Origin of the sequence: Rhizobium sp. AC44/96, assembly GCF_001692185.1 — a bacterium.
GTDB lineage: Bacteria > Pseudomonadota > Alphaproteobacteria > Rhizobiales > Rhizobiaceae > Rhizobium.
The window spans coordinates 871,496-890,720 of sequence record NZ_LXKO01000001.1 but is presented as its reverse complement, the minus strand read 5'-3'; the positions used below and the strand labels follow the sequence as shown (position 1 = coordinate 890,720).

General features: G+C 60.8%; 15 protein-coding genes. 9 read left to right on the top strand and 6 right to left on the bottom strand.

The features are described 5' to 3' along the window. Positions 1-44 precede the first annotated feature (44 nt). Positions 45-1,397 carry a glutamine synthetase family protein gene (locus A6U87_RS04270; RefSeq protein ID WP_065690268.1) on the top strand — a complete coding sequence of 451 codons (1,353 nt, stop codon included), beginning with the start codon at positions 45-47 and terminating at the stop codon, positions 1,395-1,397. 27 nt (positions 1,398-1,424) lie between these two features. On the opposite strand, the gene A6U87_RS04265 is transcribed toward A6U87_RS04270, so the two are convergent. Both A6U87_RS04265 and A6U87_RS04260 read right to left on the bottom strand, forming a co-directional pair. Next, entirely contained in the window at positions 1,425-2,513 is a 1,089-nt protein-coding gene (locus A6U87_RS04265; protein ID WP_065689951.1) for a hypothetical protein, read from the bottom strand. A gap of 76 nt (positions 2,514-2,589) precedes the next feature. Continuing rightward, positions 2,590-3,534 carry a diacylglycerol kinase family protein gene (locus tag A6U87_RS04260; protein ID WP_065689950.1) on the bottom strand — a complete coding sequence of 315 codons (945 nt, stop codon included), beginning with the start codon at positions 3,532-3,534 and terminating at the stop codon, positions 2,590-2,592. 308 nt (positions 3,535-3,842) lie between these two features. On the opposite strand from A6U87_RS04260, the gene A6U87_RS04255 reads away from it, so the two are divergent. After that, complete coding sequence (locus A6U87_RS04255) at positions 3,843-5,060, top strand: MFS transporter (RefSeq protein WP_065689949.1); 1,218 nt, start codon at positions 3,843-3,845, stop codon at positions 5,058-5,060. On the opposite strand, the gene A6U87_RS04250 is transcribed toward A6U87_RS04255, so the two are convergent. Then, complete coding sequence (locus tag A6U87_RS04250; RefSeq protein WP_065689948.1) at positions 5,031-5,438, bottom strand: helix-turn-helix domain-containing protein; 408 nt, start codon at positions 5,436-5,438, stop codon at positions 5,031-5,033. The two genes, A6U87_RS04255 and A6U87_RS04250, sit on opposite strands and share 30 nt — an antisense overlap. A gap of 103 nt (positions 5,439-5,541) precedes the next feature. Between A6U87_RS04250 and A6U87_RS04245 the strand changes: the two genes are divergently transcribed. Both A6U87_RS04245 and mgtE read left to right on the top strand, forming a co-directional pair. Then, on the top strand, positions 5,542-6,555 hold the full coding sequence (locus A6U87_RS04245; protein ID WP_065689947.1) for a zinc-binding alcohol dehydrogenase family protein: 1,014 nt from the start codon (positions 5,542-5,544) through the stop codon (positions 6,553-6,555). A 320-nt stretch (positions 6,556-6,875) separates the two neighbouring features. After that, a complete protein-coding gene (gene mgtE / locus A6U87_RS04240) occupies positions 6,876-8,252 on the top strand; it encodes a magnesium transporter (RefSeq protein WP_065689946.1) in 1,377 nt (458 codons plus the stop codon). A 30-nt stretch (positions 8,253-8,282) separates the two neighbouring features. Here mgtE and A6U87_RS04235 read toward each other — a convergent pair whose 3' ends face one another. Then, positions 8,283-8,756 carry an Lrp/AsnC family transcriptional regulator gene (locus A6U87_RS04235; RefSeq protein ID WP_065689945.1) on the bottom strand — a complete coding sequence of 158 codons (474 nt, stop codon included), beginning with the start codon at positions 8,754-8,756 and terminating at the stop codon, positions 8,283-8,285. A gap of 141 nt (positions 8,757-8,897) precedes the next feature. On the opposite strand from A6U87_RS04235, the gene A6U87_RS04230 reads away from it, so the two are divergent. Further along, complete coding sequence (locus tag A6U87_RS04230) at positions 8,898-9,806, top strand: DMT family transporter (RefSeq protein WP_065689944.1); 909 nt, start codon at positions 8,898-8,900, stop codon at positions 9,804-9,806. A 62-nt stretch (positions 9,807-9,868) separates the two neighbouring features. On the opposite strand, the gene A6U87_RS04225 is transcribed toward A6U87_RS04230, so the two are convergent. Both A6U87_RS04225 and A6U87_RS04220 read right to left on the bottom strand, forming a co-directional pair. Beyond that, a complete protein-coding gene (locus A6U87_RS04225; RefSeq protein ID WP_083199262.1) occupies positions 9,869-10,399 on the bottom strand; it encodes a GNAT family N-acetyltransferase in 531 nt (176 codons plus the stop codon). Between the two features lie 9 nt (positions 10,400-10,408). Next, a complete protein-coding gene (locus A6U87_RS04220) occupies positions 10,409-12,073 on the bottom strand; it encodes an electron transfer flavoprotein-ubiquinone oxidoreductase (protein ID WP_065689943.1) in 1,665 nt (554 codons plus the stop codon). Between the two features lie 253 nt (positions 12,074-12,326). On the opposite strand from A6U87_RS04220, the gene A6U87_RS04215 reads away from it, so the two are divergent. The 4 genes from A6U87_RS04215 (at position 12,327) to A6U87_RS04200 (ending at position 19,169) form a co-directional block, all read left to right on the top strand. Further along, positions 12,327-13,115: an SDR family oxidoreductase gene (locus A6U87_RS04215; protein WP_065689942.1), complete on the top strand. Its 789-nt coding sequence runs from the start codon at positions 12,327-12,329 to the stop codon at positions 13,113-13,115. A gap of 218 nt (positions 13,116-13,333) precedes the next feature. Further along, the gene (locus A6U87_RS04210; RefSeq protein WP_065689941.1) at positions 13,334-14,605 is read left to right on the top strand and encodes an efflux RND transporter periplasmic adaptor subunit; all 1,272 of its coding nucleotides are present in this window, start codon (positions 13,334-13,336) and stop codon (positions 14,603-14,605) included. After that, a complete protein-coding gene (locus A6U87_RS04205; RefSeq protein WP_065689940.1) occupies positions 14,602-17,718 on the top strand; it encodes an efflux RND transporter permease subunit in 3,117 nt (1,038 codons plus the stop codon). The genes A6U87_RS04210 and A6U87_RS04205 overlap by 4 nt, the downstream gene beginning before the upstream one ends. Before the next feature lie 158 nt (positions 17,719-17,876). Then, the gene (locus A6U87_RS04200) at positions 17,877-19,169 is read left to right on the top strand and encodes an Hsp70 family protein (RefSeq protein WP_065689939.1); all 1,293 of its coding nucleotides are present in this window, start codon (positions 17,877-17,879) and stop codon (positions 19,167-19,169) included. Positions 19,170-19,225: the final 56 nt, after the last annotated feature.

Below are 19,225 nucleotides of genomic sequence, written 5' to 3'. Positions count from 1 at the left end.
AATGAGCTACGACCTTGGCCTTGTCCGAGGGGATTTACAAGATCATGGCAACTGACAAAATGCACGGAAAGGCTGCGGACGGAGAACCGCGCATTGAAATCATGCTCGTTGGCATGAATGGCGACCTACGCGGCAAGCAAATTCCCCTCGATGCGCAGAAAAAGGTATGGGCCGGCGAGGTCCGGCTTCCTTCATCGACACAATCGCTCGACATCTGGGGCGATGACAACGACGACATTACCGGCCTGTCGCTGTCGGTCGGCGATCCGGATGGAAACTGCATTGCGGACAAGCGCAGCCTCGTGACCATGCCCTGGGCGCCGGAAGGCTCGATGCAGGTCCTGGCGACCATGCACGAGTTCGACGGTACACCGAGCTTCATGGATCCGCGCGCCATCCTCTCCTCGGTGCTGAAGCGATATGAGGAGCGTGGTCTGACCCCGGTGGTTGCGACGGAACTCGAGTTCTATGTGGTTGAACAGGACTGGCGTGACACCGGCCGCCCCTCGCCGCCGTCAAGCCTGACCTATCGGGGTGATCCGAACGGCTTTCAGCTCTACGACATGAACGCGGTCGATGCCCTCGACGGCTATCTGCAGACCGTGCGATCCTACGCAAAGGCGCAAGGTCTGCCTGCCGATGCGACGACCGCCGAGTTTGGTCCCGGGCAGTTCGAGATCAACCTCCTGCATCGCCCCGACGCTCTGGCCGCGGCTGACGATTGCATCTACCTGAAGCGGATCGTGGAACAGGCGGCACGCAAACACGGCCTCAAGTCGACCTGCATGGCAAAGCCTTATTCGGATCATGCCGGTTCGGGCCTGCACGTGCATGCCAGTGTCGTGGACCGGGATGGGCGCAACATTCTCGACGCCAAGGGCGAAGAGCCGAAAAAGCTCAAGTCCGTCTGTGCAGGCATGTTGCGCACCATGCGCGAGGCGCAACTGGTCTTCGCACCGTTCGCCAACTCCTATCGCCGCCTCCAGCCGGATTCCTTTGCTCCCGTCGACCTGACCTGGGGGTATGGTCATCGTGGCACCGCGATCCGAATTCCCGACCTGAATGGTCCGGCGGCGCGCGTCGAACATCGTGTCGCAGGCGCCGATGCCAATCCGTACCTGCTCCTGGCGGCCATCCTCGGCGGCATGCTGCTAGGTCTCGACAACGAACTGGACCCGGGCGAGGAAACCACGCCGTCACATATCCCTGAGAACACCACGCGGTTGACGCACGATTTCCTCACGGCAGTGGAGGATTTTCGTGGGTCGCCATTCATCGCCGACATCTTCGGCGAGCGCTACCAGAGGCTTTACGGCGACACGAAGCGCAAGGAAGCGATCACCTTCCTCAGAACGGTCTCGGACTTCGACCATCGCACCTATCTATCGCGCCTGTAGAGAGCGACGCGCGGCGTTGGTGCGAACCTAGTGTTCGGTCATCATCAGCTCCAGAAGAGCGGCGACCAGCCCGGGCTGGGATCGGAACCCTGTCTTCTGGAACACGCTTCGTAGATGACTGCGCGAAGCCCTTACCGAAGTCCCAAGCTCATCCGAAACGGCGCGCAGGTCCCATCCCGCCGCCAGCTTGGACGCAACCTTGGCCTCGGCGTGGGTGAGGCCGAAGATCGCCTGAAGCGCCAAGGTGGACGGTGCGGCGCGCGCGGTGGGATCGCTGACGATCACGATCGCCTGGCACGGCGAGAAAATGTCGTGCATGGCGCCCTGAACGGGCAATACGTGCGCAACCAGCGGAAAGTCGTCGGGACGTTCGATCGAAACATAGGATGATCCGGTGGGTGGCAGCAGGGCCTTTCCAACAGCAACGCTCAAACGTTCGTCGGAGCGCTCGTCGCGGCAACTGAGTCGGCGTTCACGCAACGTGATGTCGCCGCCGAGGAGACTGTCCGCCGCCTGGTTGTGCTGAACGACAACGCCCGCATAATCGAGGACGAATGCTGCCTTCCGGCTTGCGTCGAACGCCGCAAGCGCCTCATCCGCGCGGACAAAGCCGAAGGCACTGGCCAAGACAGCATCATTGCCGAAGCCCTTTGCCAGGTCGACAAGGCATTGACGCTCCTCCTCGTCAAAAGGCAAGGTATCTTCGCGCCGCTGCAGCGACAGCACCCAGAGCTCTTCCAGGCCTGCGATCTTGACGCCCGCGAACCACTTCAGGCCGAACCGAGCCAGCCAGTCCTGATAATAGGGATTGCGCTTGATTTCGTCGTCACTGATAAAATCGAGGTCGGTGGCGACCCCGTGGCGCATCATATGGCCGACGCCGCGAAAGCGAACGTCACGGTTCGCCCAACCGTCTCGAATATATGTGTCGATCGCCTCTTGAAACGAGGGGGTGGTCGGCAGCTGAGGCAGGCCGCCCTTTAGGCGCACAAGGGTCGCGCCAGCGCCGGACGCCTCCTCCGATATGACATCGAGGGCTTCAGACCACGCCCATTCTCCAATGGCCGCGCGAGAAAAAGATTCGGATATCCTTTGAGTATTCCACTGCACAGGCATCGTCGTATCCGCCTTGCTGTAGATTGAACGCGCGAAGCTTGATTGAAATCGCTCCAAAAAGCAACACTTGAAGTTGTTACGAGACAGGCTCGCGCCGCTCCGTCTCGTCGATCTTGGCGGCAAGACCCTGTTTAACCAGAACTTTCAGCTCACCCGGGTGCAGGGTCAATGCCACGTCCCGCTCGAGCGGCAGCAATTCTCCGTCCATCACGCAATTGGCTTTGGGATGAAGCTTCGGAAAATGCAGATGCACTTCGGCGGGGTGCATGATCATCAAGTCGGCATTCTCGCGCACCTTGCCGCGCAACAGATCGATGGCAAGGCGCGCCACGCCGAGCGGCTTCAATGGTTTCGCGGTGTAGAAACCCAATTCGCCACCGGTCAGGCTGTCAGCATAGAGGAGCGCGTTTTCGCCAAACGGATTGTTGGAGACCGATACGGCCGAAACCTTGCGGCGCTCCCGGATACCCGCGGCTTCGAATTCCACATCGAACTCGGGCGGGTTGAGCACGACGCCGAAAGCCGCGCGCGTACTTGCCTGTATTTTCCCCAGGCGGGAGCGATAGCTGTAGGAATTGCGATAGCGCACCATGCGGGCATGCAGGCCGGCGGAGTACTGGTGGATGAACGGCCTGCCGTTGGCGCTCGCGATATCGACGTGATCGACTTCGCCAAACGCCAGCACATCAAGCGCCTCCCATATATCGAGAGGGACACGCAGCGACCGTGCAAACAAATTCATGGTGCCGGCAGGCACAACCCCGAGCGCCACGCCGTTTTTCCAGGCTATGGAGGCAGCAGCAGAAATCGTGCCATCGCCGCCGCCGGCAACGATCCCGTCGATATCGTCCCGCCGCGCCGCACGCTCCATGGCGGGAACGATCTCGCTACCGGAAAACACGACAGCCTCAAAGTCGTGACCGGCCTCGGCAAAGGTGGTCTCGGCGCGGTTCTGGTATGCAGACATGTCGGTGGTTCGGAAAGTACCGCCGTCGCGATTGAAAAAACCTATAAGCTTCATGCGGTTCCTGTCATTAGCCGCCTTTCGCAGGCGCCTGCCTCGTCCTGCTAGAAGATGGTCCTTCCGTCATCGATTTCAACCAAATGGCAGGTCGCTCTGCACAACAGGCAGCCGATCGATGACCTACGTATGCGCCATGAGGGACGCTGCACTGCATAAAACGCAGGGGACGGCGGCGCGCAAATCGTCGATAAATGCGATGTTGGGGCAAAGCTCCACCTCCCATCATTTTCTGCTTATCCGGCCGGTCATGGCTACGCCTGCGTCCAGCGTTCGGAAACAAGCATGCATGCCCAAGGAGCTCTCGCTTGAGCCAGATCGCCGTAAACGATTCCATTGACGCCGGCACGGCGGTCGAAGCCCCCTCTCCGATGGCGGTTGCGCTCGTGCAGCTGGCGCTTGCTTGCGGCGGCTTCGGGATCGGAACCGGAGAGTTCGCGATCATGGGCCTGCTTCCCAATGTGGCCGACACCTTCTCCGTCACGACCCCACAGGCGGGGTATGTGATCAGCGCCTATGCGCTCGGCGTCGTCATCGGCGCACCTGTCATCGCCGTGCTCGCCGCCAAGATGGCGCGGCGTTCGCTGCTGCTCCTGCTCATGGGCATCTTCGCGGTCGGAAACATTCTCAGCGCCATGGCGCCGACATTCGACAGCTTTACCATGCTGCGCTTCATCACCGGCTTGCCGCATGGCGCCTATTTCGGCGTGGCCGCGATCGTCGCCGCTTCCATGGTGCCCGTGCACAAACGCGCCCGCGCCGTCGGTCGCGTCATGCTCGGCCTGACCATCGCAACGCTGCTCGGCACGCCGCTTGCCACCTTCTTCGGGCAATCGCTCGACTGGCGCGTCGCGTTCACCTCTGTCGGCGTTATCGGGCTCGTGACGATGGCCCTCATCTGGTACTACGTGCCGCGCGATCAGGTCTCGGAAGGCGCGAGCTTCATGCGCGAACTCGGCGCCTTCAAGCGGCCGCAGGTGCTCTTGACGCTCGGCGTCGCCGCTGTCGGCTATGGCGGCATGTTCGCCATGTTCAGCTACATCGCCGACACGACCGTCAAGGTTGCGATGCTTCAACCAAGCATGGTGGCCGTGATGATGGTTCTGTTCGGCGTCGGCATGAACGTCGGCAACCTTGTCGGCTCCTGGTTTGCCGATAAGTCGATCATGGGCACGATCGGCGGCTCACTGATTTTCAACATCGTCGTGCTGACGATGTTCTCGCTAACCGCTGCAAACCCCTTCATGCTGGCGCTTTCCGTCTTCCTCATCGGCTGCGGCTTTGCGGCAGGTCCTGCCCTGCAAACCCGCCTGATGGACGTCGCGGCCGACGCGCAGACGCTTGCCGCAGCCTCCAATCACTCAGCCTTCAACATCGCCAACGCGCTCGGCGCATGGCTCGGCGGACTGGTCATCGCCTGGGGTTACGGCTTCGCGGCGACAGGCTATGTCGGCGCCATTCTGTCGTTCCTCGGCATGTTCGTCTTCGCAGCGTCGCTACGCCTGGATCGCCGCGGCCGGAACTGACGGATCTTCGGCCGTTACATTACGCATGTGACGGCCGCCCGGAAGACAAAAGACGTTTTCTTCGCCCCACACAGCCAAGGCTTCGATCACCGGCTTCAGCGTTCCGCCTAACGGTGTCAGTGCGTATTCCACCCTCGGCGGTACGACCGCAAAGACCGTGCGCGATACCAGCCCCGACTCTTCAAGTTCGCGCAATTGCTTGGTGAGCATCCGTTGTGTCACGGTCGGCAACTTGCGGCGCAATTCGTTGAACCGCAACGTGCCGGCAAGCAAATGGAAGAGAACCACGCCTTTCCATTTTCCGTCCAGAAAGCTCAACGTTGCCTCGACAGGGCAACCGGGAAAGTTCGTCGTGAGCTTGGCCCGGGGTCGCGACATCTTACGGTATCCTTTTGGGTACTACGTACATAATTTGTGCATTCTTGCGTCAGGTGAACATAGGACGCATCTAGCTTGTGTGCAATGAACACAGGAGTTTCCGATGCGCGCCGTCGCCTACTATGTCCCGCAACCCATTTCAGCCGAAACGTCGTTGATCGACATCGAACTGCCCACCCCCAGCCCGACAGGACATGACCTGCTCGTCGAAGTGCGGGCCGTCTCCGTCAACCCTGTCGACGTCAAGGTGAGAGCCGGCGTCGCACCCGCCGCCGATGAGCCCAAGGTTCTCGGCTGGGATGCAGCCGGCGTGGTCAAGGCAGTCGGCGCCGATGTGACGCTGTTCAAGGTTGGCGACGAGGTCTTCTACGCCGGAGCGATCAATCGCCCCGGCAGCAACGCGGAATTCCATCTTGTCGACGAGCGCATCGTTGGCCGCAAACCGAAAAGCCTCGATTTTGCGGCCGCGGCTGCACTGCCCCTCACCTCGATCACAGCTTACGAAACGCTCTTCGATCGCCTGAAAGTGCAGGATGCCGTCCCCGGCGCGGCCCGGTCGCTTCTGATCATCGGCGGGGCTGGTGGGGTCGGCTCGATCTCGATCCAGCTCGCGCGTGCGCTGACCGACCTGACCGTCATCGCCACAGCCTCCCGCCCCGAGACCAGCGAGTGGGTCAAGAAGCTCGGCGCCCATCACGTCATCGACCATACGCGACCGATCGCTCCACAGGTCGCCGCGCTTGGCATCGGTGCACCCGGCTTCATCTTCTCGACGACCAATACCGCCGACCATATTCAAGACATTGCAGAAGCCATCGCACCACAGGGCCGCTTTGCGCTGATCGATGACCCAAAGATGCTCGACATCATGCCGTTCAAGCGCAAGGCGATTTCGGTCCACTGGGAGCTGATGTTTACCCGTCCGCTGTTCGGGACGCCCGACATGATCGAGCAGCACAAGCTGCTGAACAAGGTTGCCGAGCTCGTGGACGCAGGAACGATCCGAAGCACGCTGAACGAGACCGTCGGTCCGATCAACGCCGAGAACCTCAAGACGGCACATGCAATGGTCGAGAGCGGCAGGATGAAGGGCAAGGTCGTTCTTTCGGGCTTCTAGTATCAGATATCGCCGCTGCAAGATGACCGGTTCGCCGCCCAACGAGCCGGTCGGCGATACACCAAGGAAGAATGGCGCGCCAGGGGTGCGGCATTCTTGCCTCAAGCGCCTAAGGAGCTTGACTTTTTTGCCGTTTGAGACCACCTACTGCCTTACGCGCGGAACGACCGTTCTTCGCGGTTATCAACGGAGCCATCATCACGATGCCAAGCGACAGTAGCAGTCGATTGCCTTTGCCGTACGCGGCCCTCGTGCGCTGACCGATCTCTGTCGGGCTCGCCCGTTGGACGCTACGGCGGATCGACGGAAAGGCGAGCTTAATGAACATCAATCGCTTCCCTCTGCGGGCAGGCCATGCCGCCCGTTTCTTTACCAGCGACAGCCTCGGTGCCATCACCACGGCTGAACGCGTCGAACGCCTGAACGCGCTCGAAATACCAGAAGCAGCGGCTATCCTCGCCACGCTGCCTCAGCAGAAGGCCGTCCGTATATTGGGGCGCCCCGAGCTGCACCATGCTGCTGCCATGCTGACGGAAATGCCGTCGGACCAGGCAGCGCGGCTGCTGAATGCAACCGCCAACGACCGTGTCGCCGACCTCTTCCAGGAAATGGGCGAGGACGCGCGAGCACACCTTTTCTCCAAGCTCGACCGGACCACCTGTCTCGCCGTCCAGCACCTGATGGGCTACCCCCCGCGTACGGCGGGCAGCATCATGACGACGGAGTTCGTCAGCGTGCCGGCGACATGGACCGTCGCGCAGACGCTCGAGCATGTCCGCAAGGTCGAACGGTCGCGTGAGACGGTCTATGCCATCTACGTGCTCGACGGGCAGACGCAGGCGCTGACCAGCGTCGTCACCCTGCGCCGTCTCATCACCGGCGAACCGCAACAGCCGGTTCTCAGCGTCGCCCAGCAAGGCGCCATCGTGCGGGCCGATCCGCTGATGCCCCAAGAAGACGTCGCAAGGCTGATCCGCAAGCATAATCTGCTCGCACTTCCGGTTATCGGCGAAAACGGCCACATGCTCGGCATCGTAACCGTCGACGATGTGATCGACACGATGATCGCCGACCAGACGGAAGATGCGCAGAAGTTCGGCGGCATGGAAGCGCTCGGCAAGCCTTACATGACGATCAGCTTCGCAGGCATGATACGCAAGCGCGCCGGCTGGCTGTGTGCCCTGTTTCTCGGCGAAATGCTGACCGCCAGCGCCATGCAGCACTTCGAGGGCGAACTCGAGAAGGCCATCGTGCTGACGCTGTTCGTCCCCTTGATCATGAGCTCGGGCGGCAATTCCGGCTCACAGGCTACATCGCTGATTATCCGTGCGCTTGCGCTCGGAGAATTGAAGCTGTCGGACTGGTGGCGTGTGCTGCTGCGCGAACTGCCGACAGGCATCGTGCTCGGCTCGATCCTCGGTGCGGTCGGGTTCGCCCGCATCGTACTCTGGCAGAATATCGGGCTATACGACTACGGCGAGCACTGGATCCTGGTCGGATGGACGATCTTTGCTGCACTGATCGGCATCGTGACCTTCGGTTCGATCGCCGGCTCGATGTTGCCATTCGTGCTGCAGAGACTGCGCCTCGACCCCGCCAGCGCTTCGGCACCGTTCGTCGCAACGCTCGTCGATGTGACCGGGTTGGTGATCTACTTCTCGGTTGCCCTGATGATCCTCAGCGGCACGCTGCTATGACAATTCAGACGGGGCCTTGCGGCCCCGTCTTCATTTCGGCTCGGGCAGCTTCAGAGCCCCGTGCGTCTTCATGCTGCGGATGGCGAAGTTGGACCTGATGTCGCTGACATTGGGTAGCGTCAGCAGCGTCTCTGTCAGAAGCCGCTCATAGGCTGCCAGATCCTCGACCACCACCTCCGCGAGAAAATCCGCGGTCCCCGAGATCAGGAAGCAGGACACGATTTCGGGTATGGCCAGCAAAGCCGCCTGCTGCGCTTCCGAGTTCTCCCGGCTGTGATGGGCAACCTTGAACTCCACGAACACGGTGAGCCCCAGGCCAACCTCCTTGCGGTCGATATCGGCGCGATATCCGCGAATGACGCCGGCCTTTTCGAGGTTGCGGATCCGGCGCAGGCATGGCGATGGAGACAGGTTGACCTTCTCCGCAATCTCGACGTTGGTGGCCCGTGCGTCCTCCTGAAGGCATTTCAGGATCGCGATATCGAATTTATCCATATTTGGCATATTCAGTAATTTCCAATGACTGAATTGGCATATCATTGCGTAGCCTATGCGATAGGCGCCACAGATAGCAAGGACATGCCGAGCCCTCCGCGGGTATTCTTCATGCAACCGGTGAACCGGACGCCATTGGAGGATAGACCCATGACCACTCTTGCATTTTCGAACACAAAGCCCTCGCCCGTCGCCACCGGATATGCTGGTGCCGTGGTGACCGTGCTCATCTGGGCAACCTGGATCCTGGCAACCCGCCACAGTGCGGGGACCCGGCTCAGCACCGTTGATCTCGGCCTGATCCGCTACGGCGTTCCGGCATTGGCGCTGGCGCCTGTCTGGTTGAGGACCGGACTGCTGCCGAAAGGCGTTCCGCTGACATTGTTGGCAATAATGGTCGCGGGTGCAGGCGCGGTCTTCTTCCAACTGACGACCGCGGCGATCCATTCGACGCCCGCCGCCTCCGCAGGGATCCTGCTCGGTGGTTCCATGCCGCTAGCCACCGCCCTCATCGGCGTCGTGGTTTTCGGTGAGCGACCGGACCTGACACGCTGGCTGGGGTTGGCGGCGATTGTCGCCGGCATGGTCATCCTGCTCGTCCACGGCCTCTCGACGACGATGCTTCCCTGGAGCAGCTTCGCGCTCCTGCCGATGGGCGCGCTGCTCTGGGCCTCTTATACTCACGCCTTTCGCCGTTCCGGACTGACGGCGCTGCAGGCAAGTGCACTCATCGCCATCTGGTCGTTCCTCATCCACGTCGCGCTCGCCATGGTCTTGGGAACATCGATCGCGCAGGCACCGCTTCCGGAAATCGGCCTTCAGATCCTGAGCCAGGGCGTGCTGTCCGGCCTTGTTGCCACGCTTGCCTACGGCGTTGCCGTTCGCTCGCTGGGTGGCACGCAGGCAGCCGCATTCACGGCGATTACGCCGGTTCTGGCAACGCTCGGCGGCGCCGCCTTGCTCGGCGAGGATGTGGGCATTGCGGAACTCGCCGCTGCGGCAATCACCGGAATTGGTGTTGCGCTTTCGACGGGGATCATGGCGAGGCGCCAGTCATGACGCACTGGTATCATAGGCCGGAGCCGATGAGCTTCGGCCTACACTTCACCCTTTGACAAGTATCACTTGAACCACAAAGCCATTGCGACACGACGATCGGGGTCCATGCCGTTTTCGATCTCGTCGTCGAGCTTCTGACGCAGATATGGCGGCATGCGCTCGTCGCCCAACAGTTCAAAGCCCAGCGAGCGATAAAAAGGGGCATTGAAGACCACGTAGCGATCCGTCGTCAGGGTCACGCCATTGAGCTTGCGAACACGAGCCGCCTTTACCGCTTCAAGCATCAGCCGGCGGCCCACGCCGCGCCGTTGCCATTGCATGACGACATCCAACTCGATGACGTAGAAGGTCTCTCCAATCTCGGTGCCTGCAAGAAACCCAATCGGTCGGTCTGCCTCGTTGGCAGCGACGAAAAGAAGCCCTTCCTCACGCGATTGACCAAGCACGCCCTGCGGCAGGGCATTGGCATCCCGTGCAACGCCCAGCGCGTCGGCAAGGGCCGCAAACGCGTCGATCTCGATGTCGGCCAGTCGCGACAGTTCGTCGGGGCGAGCGGGCCGAAGACTCAAACCATCAGCCTGCGTCTCGCTCACGCCGCAGCCTCACATGTTCGGATAGACTGGCCCCTCACCGCCCTGCGGCGGTACCCAGTTGATGTTCTGGTTGGGGTCCTTGATGTCGCAGGTCTTGCAGTGGACGCAGTTCTGGGCGTTGATGACATAGGTCTCCTTGCCGTCCTTCTCCACCCATTCGTAGACACCAGCCGGACAGTAGCGGGTCGAGGGGCCGGCATAGATGTCGTGCTCGGACGAGACCTGCAGTGCCATGTCCCTGACCTTGAGATGCACCGGCTGGTCTTCCTCGTGGTTGGTGTTCGACAGGAACACCGAGGAGAGACGATCGAAGGTGAGAACACCGTCGGGTTTCGGATAGTCGATCGGCTTGTGCCTGGCGGCCGGCTCCAGCGAGGCGGCATCGGTCTTGCCGTGCTTCAAGGTGCCAAAGAAGGAGAAGCCGAACAGCTGGTTGGTCCACATGTCGAGACCGCCGAGTGCCACGCCAATAGCCGTGCCGAACTTCGACCACAGCGGCTTGACGTTGCGGACCTTCTTGAGGTCCTTGCCGATGTCGCTCGAACGCCAGTCGTTCTCGATCTCGACCACCTCGTCATTGGCGCGACCGGCAGCAATCGCAGCAGCGATGCGGTCCGCCGCCATCATGCCTGAGAGCACCGCATTGTGGCTGCCCTTGATACGGGGAACGTTGACGAAGCCGGCCGAGCAGCCGATCAGGGCGCCACCGGGGAAGGACAGCTTCGGCACCGACTGGTAGCCGCCTTCGGTGATCGCACGCGCACCATAGGACAGGCGCTTGCCGCCCTCGAAGGTACCGCGGATCGACGGATGCGTCTTGAAGCGCTGGAATTCCTCGAAGGGATAGAGGTAGGGGTTCTTGTAATTGAGATGCACCACGAAGCCGACAGCGACGAGGTTGTCTTCCAGGTGATAGAGGAAGGAACCGCCACCGGTCTTCATGCCGAGCGGCCAGCCGAAGGAATGTTGCACCAAGCCCTGCTTGTGGTTCTCCGGCTTGACCTGCCAGAGTTCCTTGATGCCGATGCCGAATTTCTGGGGTTCTCGATCCCTGGAGAGATCGAACCTGGCGATCAGCTGCTTGGCGAGCGAGCCGCGCACGCCTTCGCCGATCAGCACGTACTTGCCGAGCAACTCCATGCCACGGGTGTAGTTCGGGCCGGGCTCGCCGTTCTTCTCGATACCCATGTCGCCGGTGGCGACACCAATCACCGCACCCTCGTCGTTGTAGAGCACTTCGGTGGCGGCAAAACCGGGATAGATCTCGACGCCGAGCGCTTCGGCGTGGCCCGCCAGCCAGCGACAGACATTGCCGAGCGAGACGATGTAGTTGCCGTGATTGTTCATCAAAGGCGGCATCAGGATGTTCGGCAGGCGCACCGAGCCGGCCGGGCCGAGCAGCAGGAAGTGGTCGTCCTTGACCTCGGTCTTGAACGGATGGTCGGCCTCCTGGCGCCAATCCGGCAGCAAGCGATCGATGCCGATGGGATCGACGACCGCACCCGAGAGGATGTGGGCGCCGACTTCGGCACCCTTCTCCAGCACGACGACCGACAGCTCAGGATTGACCTGCTTCAGCCGGATCGCCGCCGACAGACCCGCAGGACCGCCGCCGACGATCACGACGTCGAATTCCATGCTTTCGCGTTCGGGCAGGTCAGGCTTATCGGTCATGCATCGCTCCATTCGGCCGACATTGCGGCCATATTCCCCGTATCGGGTATCTCTTGGCAAAACCCGGAACCATTGTCGAGCCGGGAAACGACACCCAATCCCCCATTTCACGCAATGATATTCTCAAGTGCAAGAGAAGTATATTACCTTTACGTTAACGTCAACAAAACGAACAGAAATGCGGCTCTAACCACCCTTCCCTTTTGAGCTTTGCGCACCCTATAGATTGGGCAGAACAACAGGAGACGACACAATGGACCTCGGCATCAAGGGCAAGCGCGCACTCATCCTGGCATCATCGCGGGGGCTTGGGCACGGCATTGCCGTGGCGCTTGCTCGCGAAGGCGCCAACGTCCTGCTCTGTGGGCGCAGCGGCGAGACGCTGGAAGCAAATTGCAAGGCGATCAACGCCGCGGGTAAGGGCAAGGCCGACTGGATCTGGGCGGATCTTTCCGATGAGAACTTTACCGAAACCGTAGCGGCAGCAGTTGCCAGCAAGCTCGGTGGTGTCGACATTCTGGTCAACAACACGGGCGGCCCAACGCCGGGAACAACCGAAGACATGACGGCAGACCGACTGGAGACCTATTTCTTCTCGATGGTGCTGCGCGTCATCACGCTGACCAATGCGTTGCTGCCGGCGATGAAGGCGCAGGGTTGGGGTCGCATCCTGACGGTTGCCTCATCAGGCGTCATCGAGCCGATCCCCAGTCTTGCGCTGTCCAACACGCTGCGTCCGGCCCTTGCCGGCTGGAGCAAGACGCTGGCCTCCGAGGTCGGTCGCTATGGAATCACCACGAATGTCCTGCTTCCCGGAAGCATTCTGACCGGTCGGCTCGACGATCTCGACGGTGCAGCCGCCAAGCGGACAGGCAAAAACATGGCGGATATCCGCGCGAGCAAGGAAGCTCTGATCCCCGTGGGGCGCTACGGGACGGTGGAAGAGTTCGCAGCGACAGCGGCCTTTCTGTGCAGCCAACCGGCGAGCTACATCACCGGCAGCCTCATCCGCTGCGACGGTGGCGCAGCGCGATCGGTTTGATTGCAAAGGATATTTGGGCGCGGACGATCCGCGCCCTTGCCCACTGGCGTTCGGCGGGTGGAAACATTATAATATCAACACATTCTTTTATTACAAAAATTTAAGCTATAATAACCACTTAGTGATGGTCATTCCGGAATTGTGTCGTTTTTGCGCCGTAATAAATGTGGTTCAATGCAGGCTCCACTTTAGCGCAACTGCCCGAGACCAGTCCTACCATGAAGAAACTTTGGATCCCCATTTGCATTGTTGCTGCAGCCGGCGTCGGCGCCTGGCAGTATAGGGATCGCATTCCCTATCTTTCCCAGTTCGGCGACACGACGGCCAAGCAGGCGGATGCGGGAGGCGACAAGGCTGCAAATGCAGATGCGACGCCGGACTCCGGAAATCGAAAGGGCGGCGGAAAAGGGCACAATGGCGGACCTACGCTCGTCAAGACGGTCGCCGCGGTCAAGACCACCCTGCCCCGTGACGTGACCGCGTCCGGCTGGGCCGACGCCGATGACAATACGACAATCGCGGCGCAGGAACAGGGACTGGTTACCGAGATCATCGCCTCAGACGGTACGATGGTGAAGCAGGGCGACCTGATCGTCAAACTCGACAACCGCACGGCCCAGGCGACCGTCGACAAAGACAATGCCATGATCGTTCGCGATACCGCCACACTTGCGGAAACCGATACGGCGCTGACGCGAGCCCATGATCTCTTGACGTCACAGGCCGGAACGCAGCAAACCTATGATCAGGCGAAGGCCGCGCGAGACAGTGCCGCGGCAACCGTTCAAGCCGACAAGGCAACCCTTGCCGCAGATCAGGTTCTGCTCGAACACACCGAGATCCGAGCTCCGTTCGATGGCCGGCTCGGAGATATCGTCGTCAGCCCCGGCGCCTTCGTGAACGCAGGCTCGGCAATCGTGACGATTGCGAAGTTCGATCCGATCTATGTCAAGTTCCATCTTCAGGAGCGCGACCTGCGGCAGCTGAAGCAGGCGCTGGCGACGGGCCCCGTCGATGTCAGCACCGTGCCTCAATCGGGCAAGGGCAAGCCACGGCAGGGACATATCAGCTTCTACGACAATACGGTGGATCCGGCCTCTGGGACGATCCTTGCCAAAGCGAAATTCGAGAATGCTTCCGGCGCACTCTGGCCCGGTCAGTCCGTCAATATTGTCGTTCACTTCAACAACAATGAGCAGCAAGTCGTTGTGCCGACGGTGGCGGTGAGCCCTGGTGCCGATGGCTTCTTCTCGTTTGTCGTGAAGGACGGAAAGGTACGGCAGATGCCGGTGACCGTGGCACGCGCAAACGGCGATTTCAGCGCCATCTCGTCAGGCCTGTCGGAAGGCGACCATGTCGTTGTCGAGGGGCAGGCCCAGCTGGTCGACAAGCAGCCTGTCAATGAACAGTTCAACGCCAAGACGCTGGATGTCGCCTCGGCCACCCTACCGGACAACAAGGCAACCACAGCGGCGGGAACCGAAGAATGATACCGAATTTCTGTATCCGGAGACCAGTTGCCACCACGCTGCTAGCGATCGGCGTCGTTCTTGCCGGCCTCGCAGGCTACCAGCTTGTTCCGGTGGCAGCCCTGCCGCAGGTCGACTTCCCCACCATCAATGTCTCTGCTGCGCTGACCGGCGCATCGCCGAAGACGATGGCGACGTCCGTGGCGACACCGCTGATCAAGCAATTCCAGACAATCCCCGGCATCAGCGAAATCAGCGCGACCAATTCGCTCGGCAATACGAGCATCGTGCTGCAGTTCGATCTCAATCGCAACATCGACGCAGCGGCGGCTGACGTTCAGGCGGCGATATCGCACGCGACGCGCCAGCTACCCGACAACATGACGACGCCGCCAAGCTATCGCAAGACGAACCCCGCTGACGCGCCGGTCATGTTGCTTGCCATCCAAAGCAATACGATGCCGCGCAGCAAGCTGGACGACATTGCAGAAAACATCATCTCGCCGTCGCTTTCGACGCTCCCGGGCGTGGCCGAAGTGTCGGTCTTCGGTGCGCAGACCTATGCGGTGCGCATCGAGGTTGATCCGAACAAGCTTCTCAATCGCGGCATCGGTATCGACACCGTAAACAAGGCGCTGGTCGCGGCAAACAGCCAGGTGCCCGTGGGAACCCTGCAGAACGCCAGCCAGAGCATGACCATCAATGCCGATACTCAGCGGACCAATGCCGCGGAATTCCGGTCCTTGGTGATCGCCAATCCGGGTGGCGCGCCGATCCATCTCGGCGACATTGCCGATGTGCAGGATAGTGTCGAGAACCTGAACACCGGTAGCTGGTACGACGGCAAGCAAAGCATCATTCTCGCCATTCAGCGCCAGCCCGACGCGAATACGGTCGAGGTGGTCGATGCAATCAACGCCAAGCTTCCTTCCCTCCACGCGGAAATTCCGGCGTCGGTCACAACGACGGTCATGAACGATTCGGCCAAGCCGATCCGTGATGCAATCGCCGACGTGAAGTTCACCTTGCTCCTGACGATCGGCCTTGTCGTTCTGGTCATCTACCTGTTTACCGGCCACCTGACCGCGACCCTCATCCCGGGATTGGCTGTTCCGCTGTCGCTGATTTCGACCTTCGGGATGATGTATGTGCTCGGCTACAGCATCGACAACATCTCGCTGCTCGGACTGACACTTGCGGTCGGGCTTGTCGTGGACGATGCGATCGTGATGCTCGAGAACATTCTTCGACACGTCGAAGAAGGCATGCCTGTCATGGATGCCGCGATCAAGGGCGCCGGCGAAGTGAGCTACACGATCATTTCGATGTCGGTCTCGCTGATTGCCGTCTTCATCCCGATCCTGCTGATGGGCGGGGTGGTGGGCCGAATCTTCAACGAGTTCGGCATGGTGGTAGCGATCGCAATCGTCGCGTCCGCGATCGTCTCGTTGACCGTGACGCCGATGCTGGCATCCCGCCTGGGGAATGCCCACGATCGGCCGCCGTTCTTCATCCGTTGGTTCGATGCCGGGTTCGACTGGACGCTTCGCGGTTATGGCGCGGCTGTCGGCTGGTGCCTTCGTCACCGCCCCGCCATCCTCGCTCTCTTCCTCGCCTCCGTCGGATTGACGATCTATCTGTTCATGACACTGCCGGCGAGTTTCTTCCCGACCGAAGATATCGGCCGCCTCAACATTTCGACCCGCGCGCGCCAGGACATCTCCTATCCGGCGATGCAGGCGCTTCAGAACCAGGCCGCAGAACTGGTACGGCAGAACCCCGCTGTAAACCACGTGATGTCGATCGTTGGCGGCAGCGCTCGCAGTCCTTTGAACAACGGCACGATGTTCGTCGAACTGAAGGACAAGGACCAGCGTGTACCGCTTGATCAGACGCTGCGAGAGTTGCGCGCGAGCATCAACAAGATTGCCGGCCTGCAGGCGTTCATTACGCCTCAGCAAAGCTTGCGGTTCGGCGGGCGGCAGACGGCGAGCCAGTATCAGCTGGTGATCCAGGCCCTGAGTGCCGACCAGACCAACCTCTGGGCCGACAAGATGCAGCAGGCGCTGCGGGCTGATCCCCGCTTTACGGACGTCACGTCCGATGCCCAGAACAATGCATTGCAGGCCGACATTGTCGTGGACAGCGAAAAGGCGGCTGCGTTCAACATCGATGACGACCAGTTGCGCACGACACTGCAGGAAGCCTTCAGCGGATATGCAGCGACGCAGATCCAATCGACCGGCGAAAGCTATGACGTGATTGTCGAATACGACACCGGCAGACCCTGGGACGACCAGAAGCTTCAAGATATCCGTGTCGCATCCAGCAATGGAACACTGGTTCCGCTGTCCAACTTTGCGACCGTGCGGCGGAACACGGGCCCGGTGACGATCAACCAGACCGGTCAGCTCGTTTCCACCACCGTCTCCTTCAACCTGCCGGCCGGCGAAGCTCTCGGCGACGCCACGGCTGCGATCGATCAGATCAAGAAGGACATCAACATGCCGACGGACATTTTCACGTCCTACGGCGGCACGGCGCAGATCTTCCAGCAATCTCAGGGCAACACACCGTTGCTCATTCTGGCGGCCGTCCTGACGATCTATGTCGTCCTGGGTGTGCTGTATGAGAGCTTTATCCACCCGCTCACCATCCTCTCCGGCCTGCCGGCAGCCGCCCTCGGAGCGTTGCTCGCCCTCAAGGTAATGGGCTTCGACCTATCCATCATCGCCTTGATCGGGTTGCTGATGCTGATCGGCATCGTGAAGAAAAACGCGATCATGATGATCGACGTGGCGCTGGAGAACCTCCGATCGGGCAATGGAATGTCGCCGTCGGAAGCAATTCACGAAGCCTGCGTGCGACGTTTCCGGCCGATCATGATGACCACCTTCTGCGCGTTGCTTGGCGCGCTGCCGATCGCGCTTGGCTCGGGCGCGAGCTCCGAACTGCGCCAGCCGCTCGGGATTGCGGTGGTCGGCGGCTTGCTCGTCTCTCAGGCGCTGACCTTGTTCATCACCCCGGTTATCTTCGTCGAGATGGGCCGGCTCAGCGATTGGTTGCTGAGCTTCGGGCGAAAGAAGCCAGCAGAGGAGCATGAAAATGCTCCGGAGGCGATTGCCGCGGAATGATCCAACGGGCGCCAAGGGCGCCCGTTTCATTTTCGATTTGGCCTTGAATCTGCCGTTCCCCTATGGCATCACGCGCCCTCTTCGAATTGGCGCCCCTCCCGCGCCTTCGCGGGGTTTTGCCCCGATCTCATACACAATCGACATTGAGAGGTGCGAGCATGGCTCAGGCGCTGGGTTTGGACTTCGGCACAACGAACACTGTTCTTGCGATGGCGGATGGGGCGACCACCCATTCGATGGAATTTACGAGCGCGGCAGGCAAGGCCGACAGCATGCGCACGGCTCTTTCCTTCATGAAGGACCCCAATCTCGGCGCATCTGCACTCAAGGTGGAAGCCGGGCACGCGGCGATCCGCCAGTTCATCGAGAACCCCGGCGACAGCCGCTTCCTGCAGTCGATCAAGACTTTCGCGGCAAGCGCACTCTTCCAGGGAACGATCATCTTCGGAAAGCGTCAGAGCTTTGAAGATCTGATGGAGGTCTTCATCCGCCGCCTGCGTCACTATGCGGGCGAGAACTGGCCGGGTGATGTAACCCGCATCGTCACGGGCCGGCCGGTGCATTTTGCCGGCGCCAACCCGGATCCCCAATTGGCGACCACGCGCTACAACGAGGCGCTCGCCCGTTTTGGGTTTCCTGAGATCCACTATGTCTACGAGCCTGTGGCGGCAGCGTTCTATTTCGCGCAGAACCTGAAGGCGGACGCGACTGTGCTGGTTGCCGACTTCGGTGGCGGTACGACCGACTATTCGCTGATCCGCTTCGAGACGATCGCTGGAAAGCTCACAGCGACACCGATCGGCCACTCCGGTGTTGGAGTCGCCGGCGATCACTTCGACTACCGCCTGATCGACAACATCGTCTCGCCGCAAATTGGCAAGGGGAGTCATTTCAAGAGCTTCGACAAGATCCTTGAAGTGCCGACAAATTACTATTCGGCCTTCGGCCGCTGGAACCAGCTGTCGATCTTCAAGACCTCGCGCGAGTTCCAGGACCTGAAGAAACTCGTGCGCACCGCACTGGAGCCGGAGAAGCTGGAGACCTTCGTCGATCTCGTCGATCACGATGAAGGGTATCCGCTCTATCAAGCCGTCTCGGCCACCAAGATGGCTCTGTCTTCCGCCGACGACGCTGCTTTCGACTTCGCGCCGCTGGGCAGCGGTGGTCATTGCACGATCCGTCGGACCGATTTCGAAACCTGGATTGCCGACGACCTCGCGCGAATCGAAAGGGCGCTTGATGACGTGCTCGAGAAGACGAACACGCCATTGACGGCAATCGACAAGGTGTTCCTCACAGGAGGCACGTCGTTCGTGCCCGCCGTTCGCCGAATCTTCACGGAACGGTTTGACACAGACCGCATCGAGACGGGTGGCGAACTTCTGTCCATCGCACATGGTCTGGCGTTGATCGGCGAACGAGACGACATCGCGCAATGGACGGTGCAATAGCAGGCACGAGAACGCCTGCGCCCTTTCATTGAGGCTGCCGCTTCGCTACAGTTCCG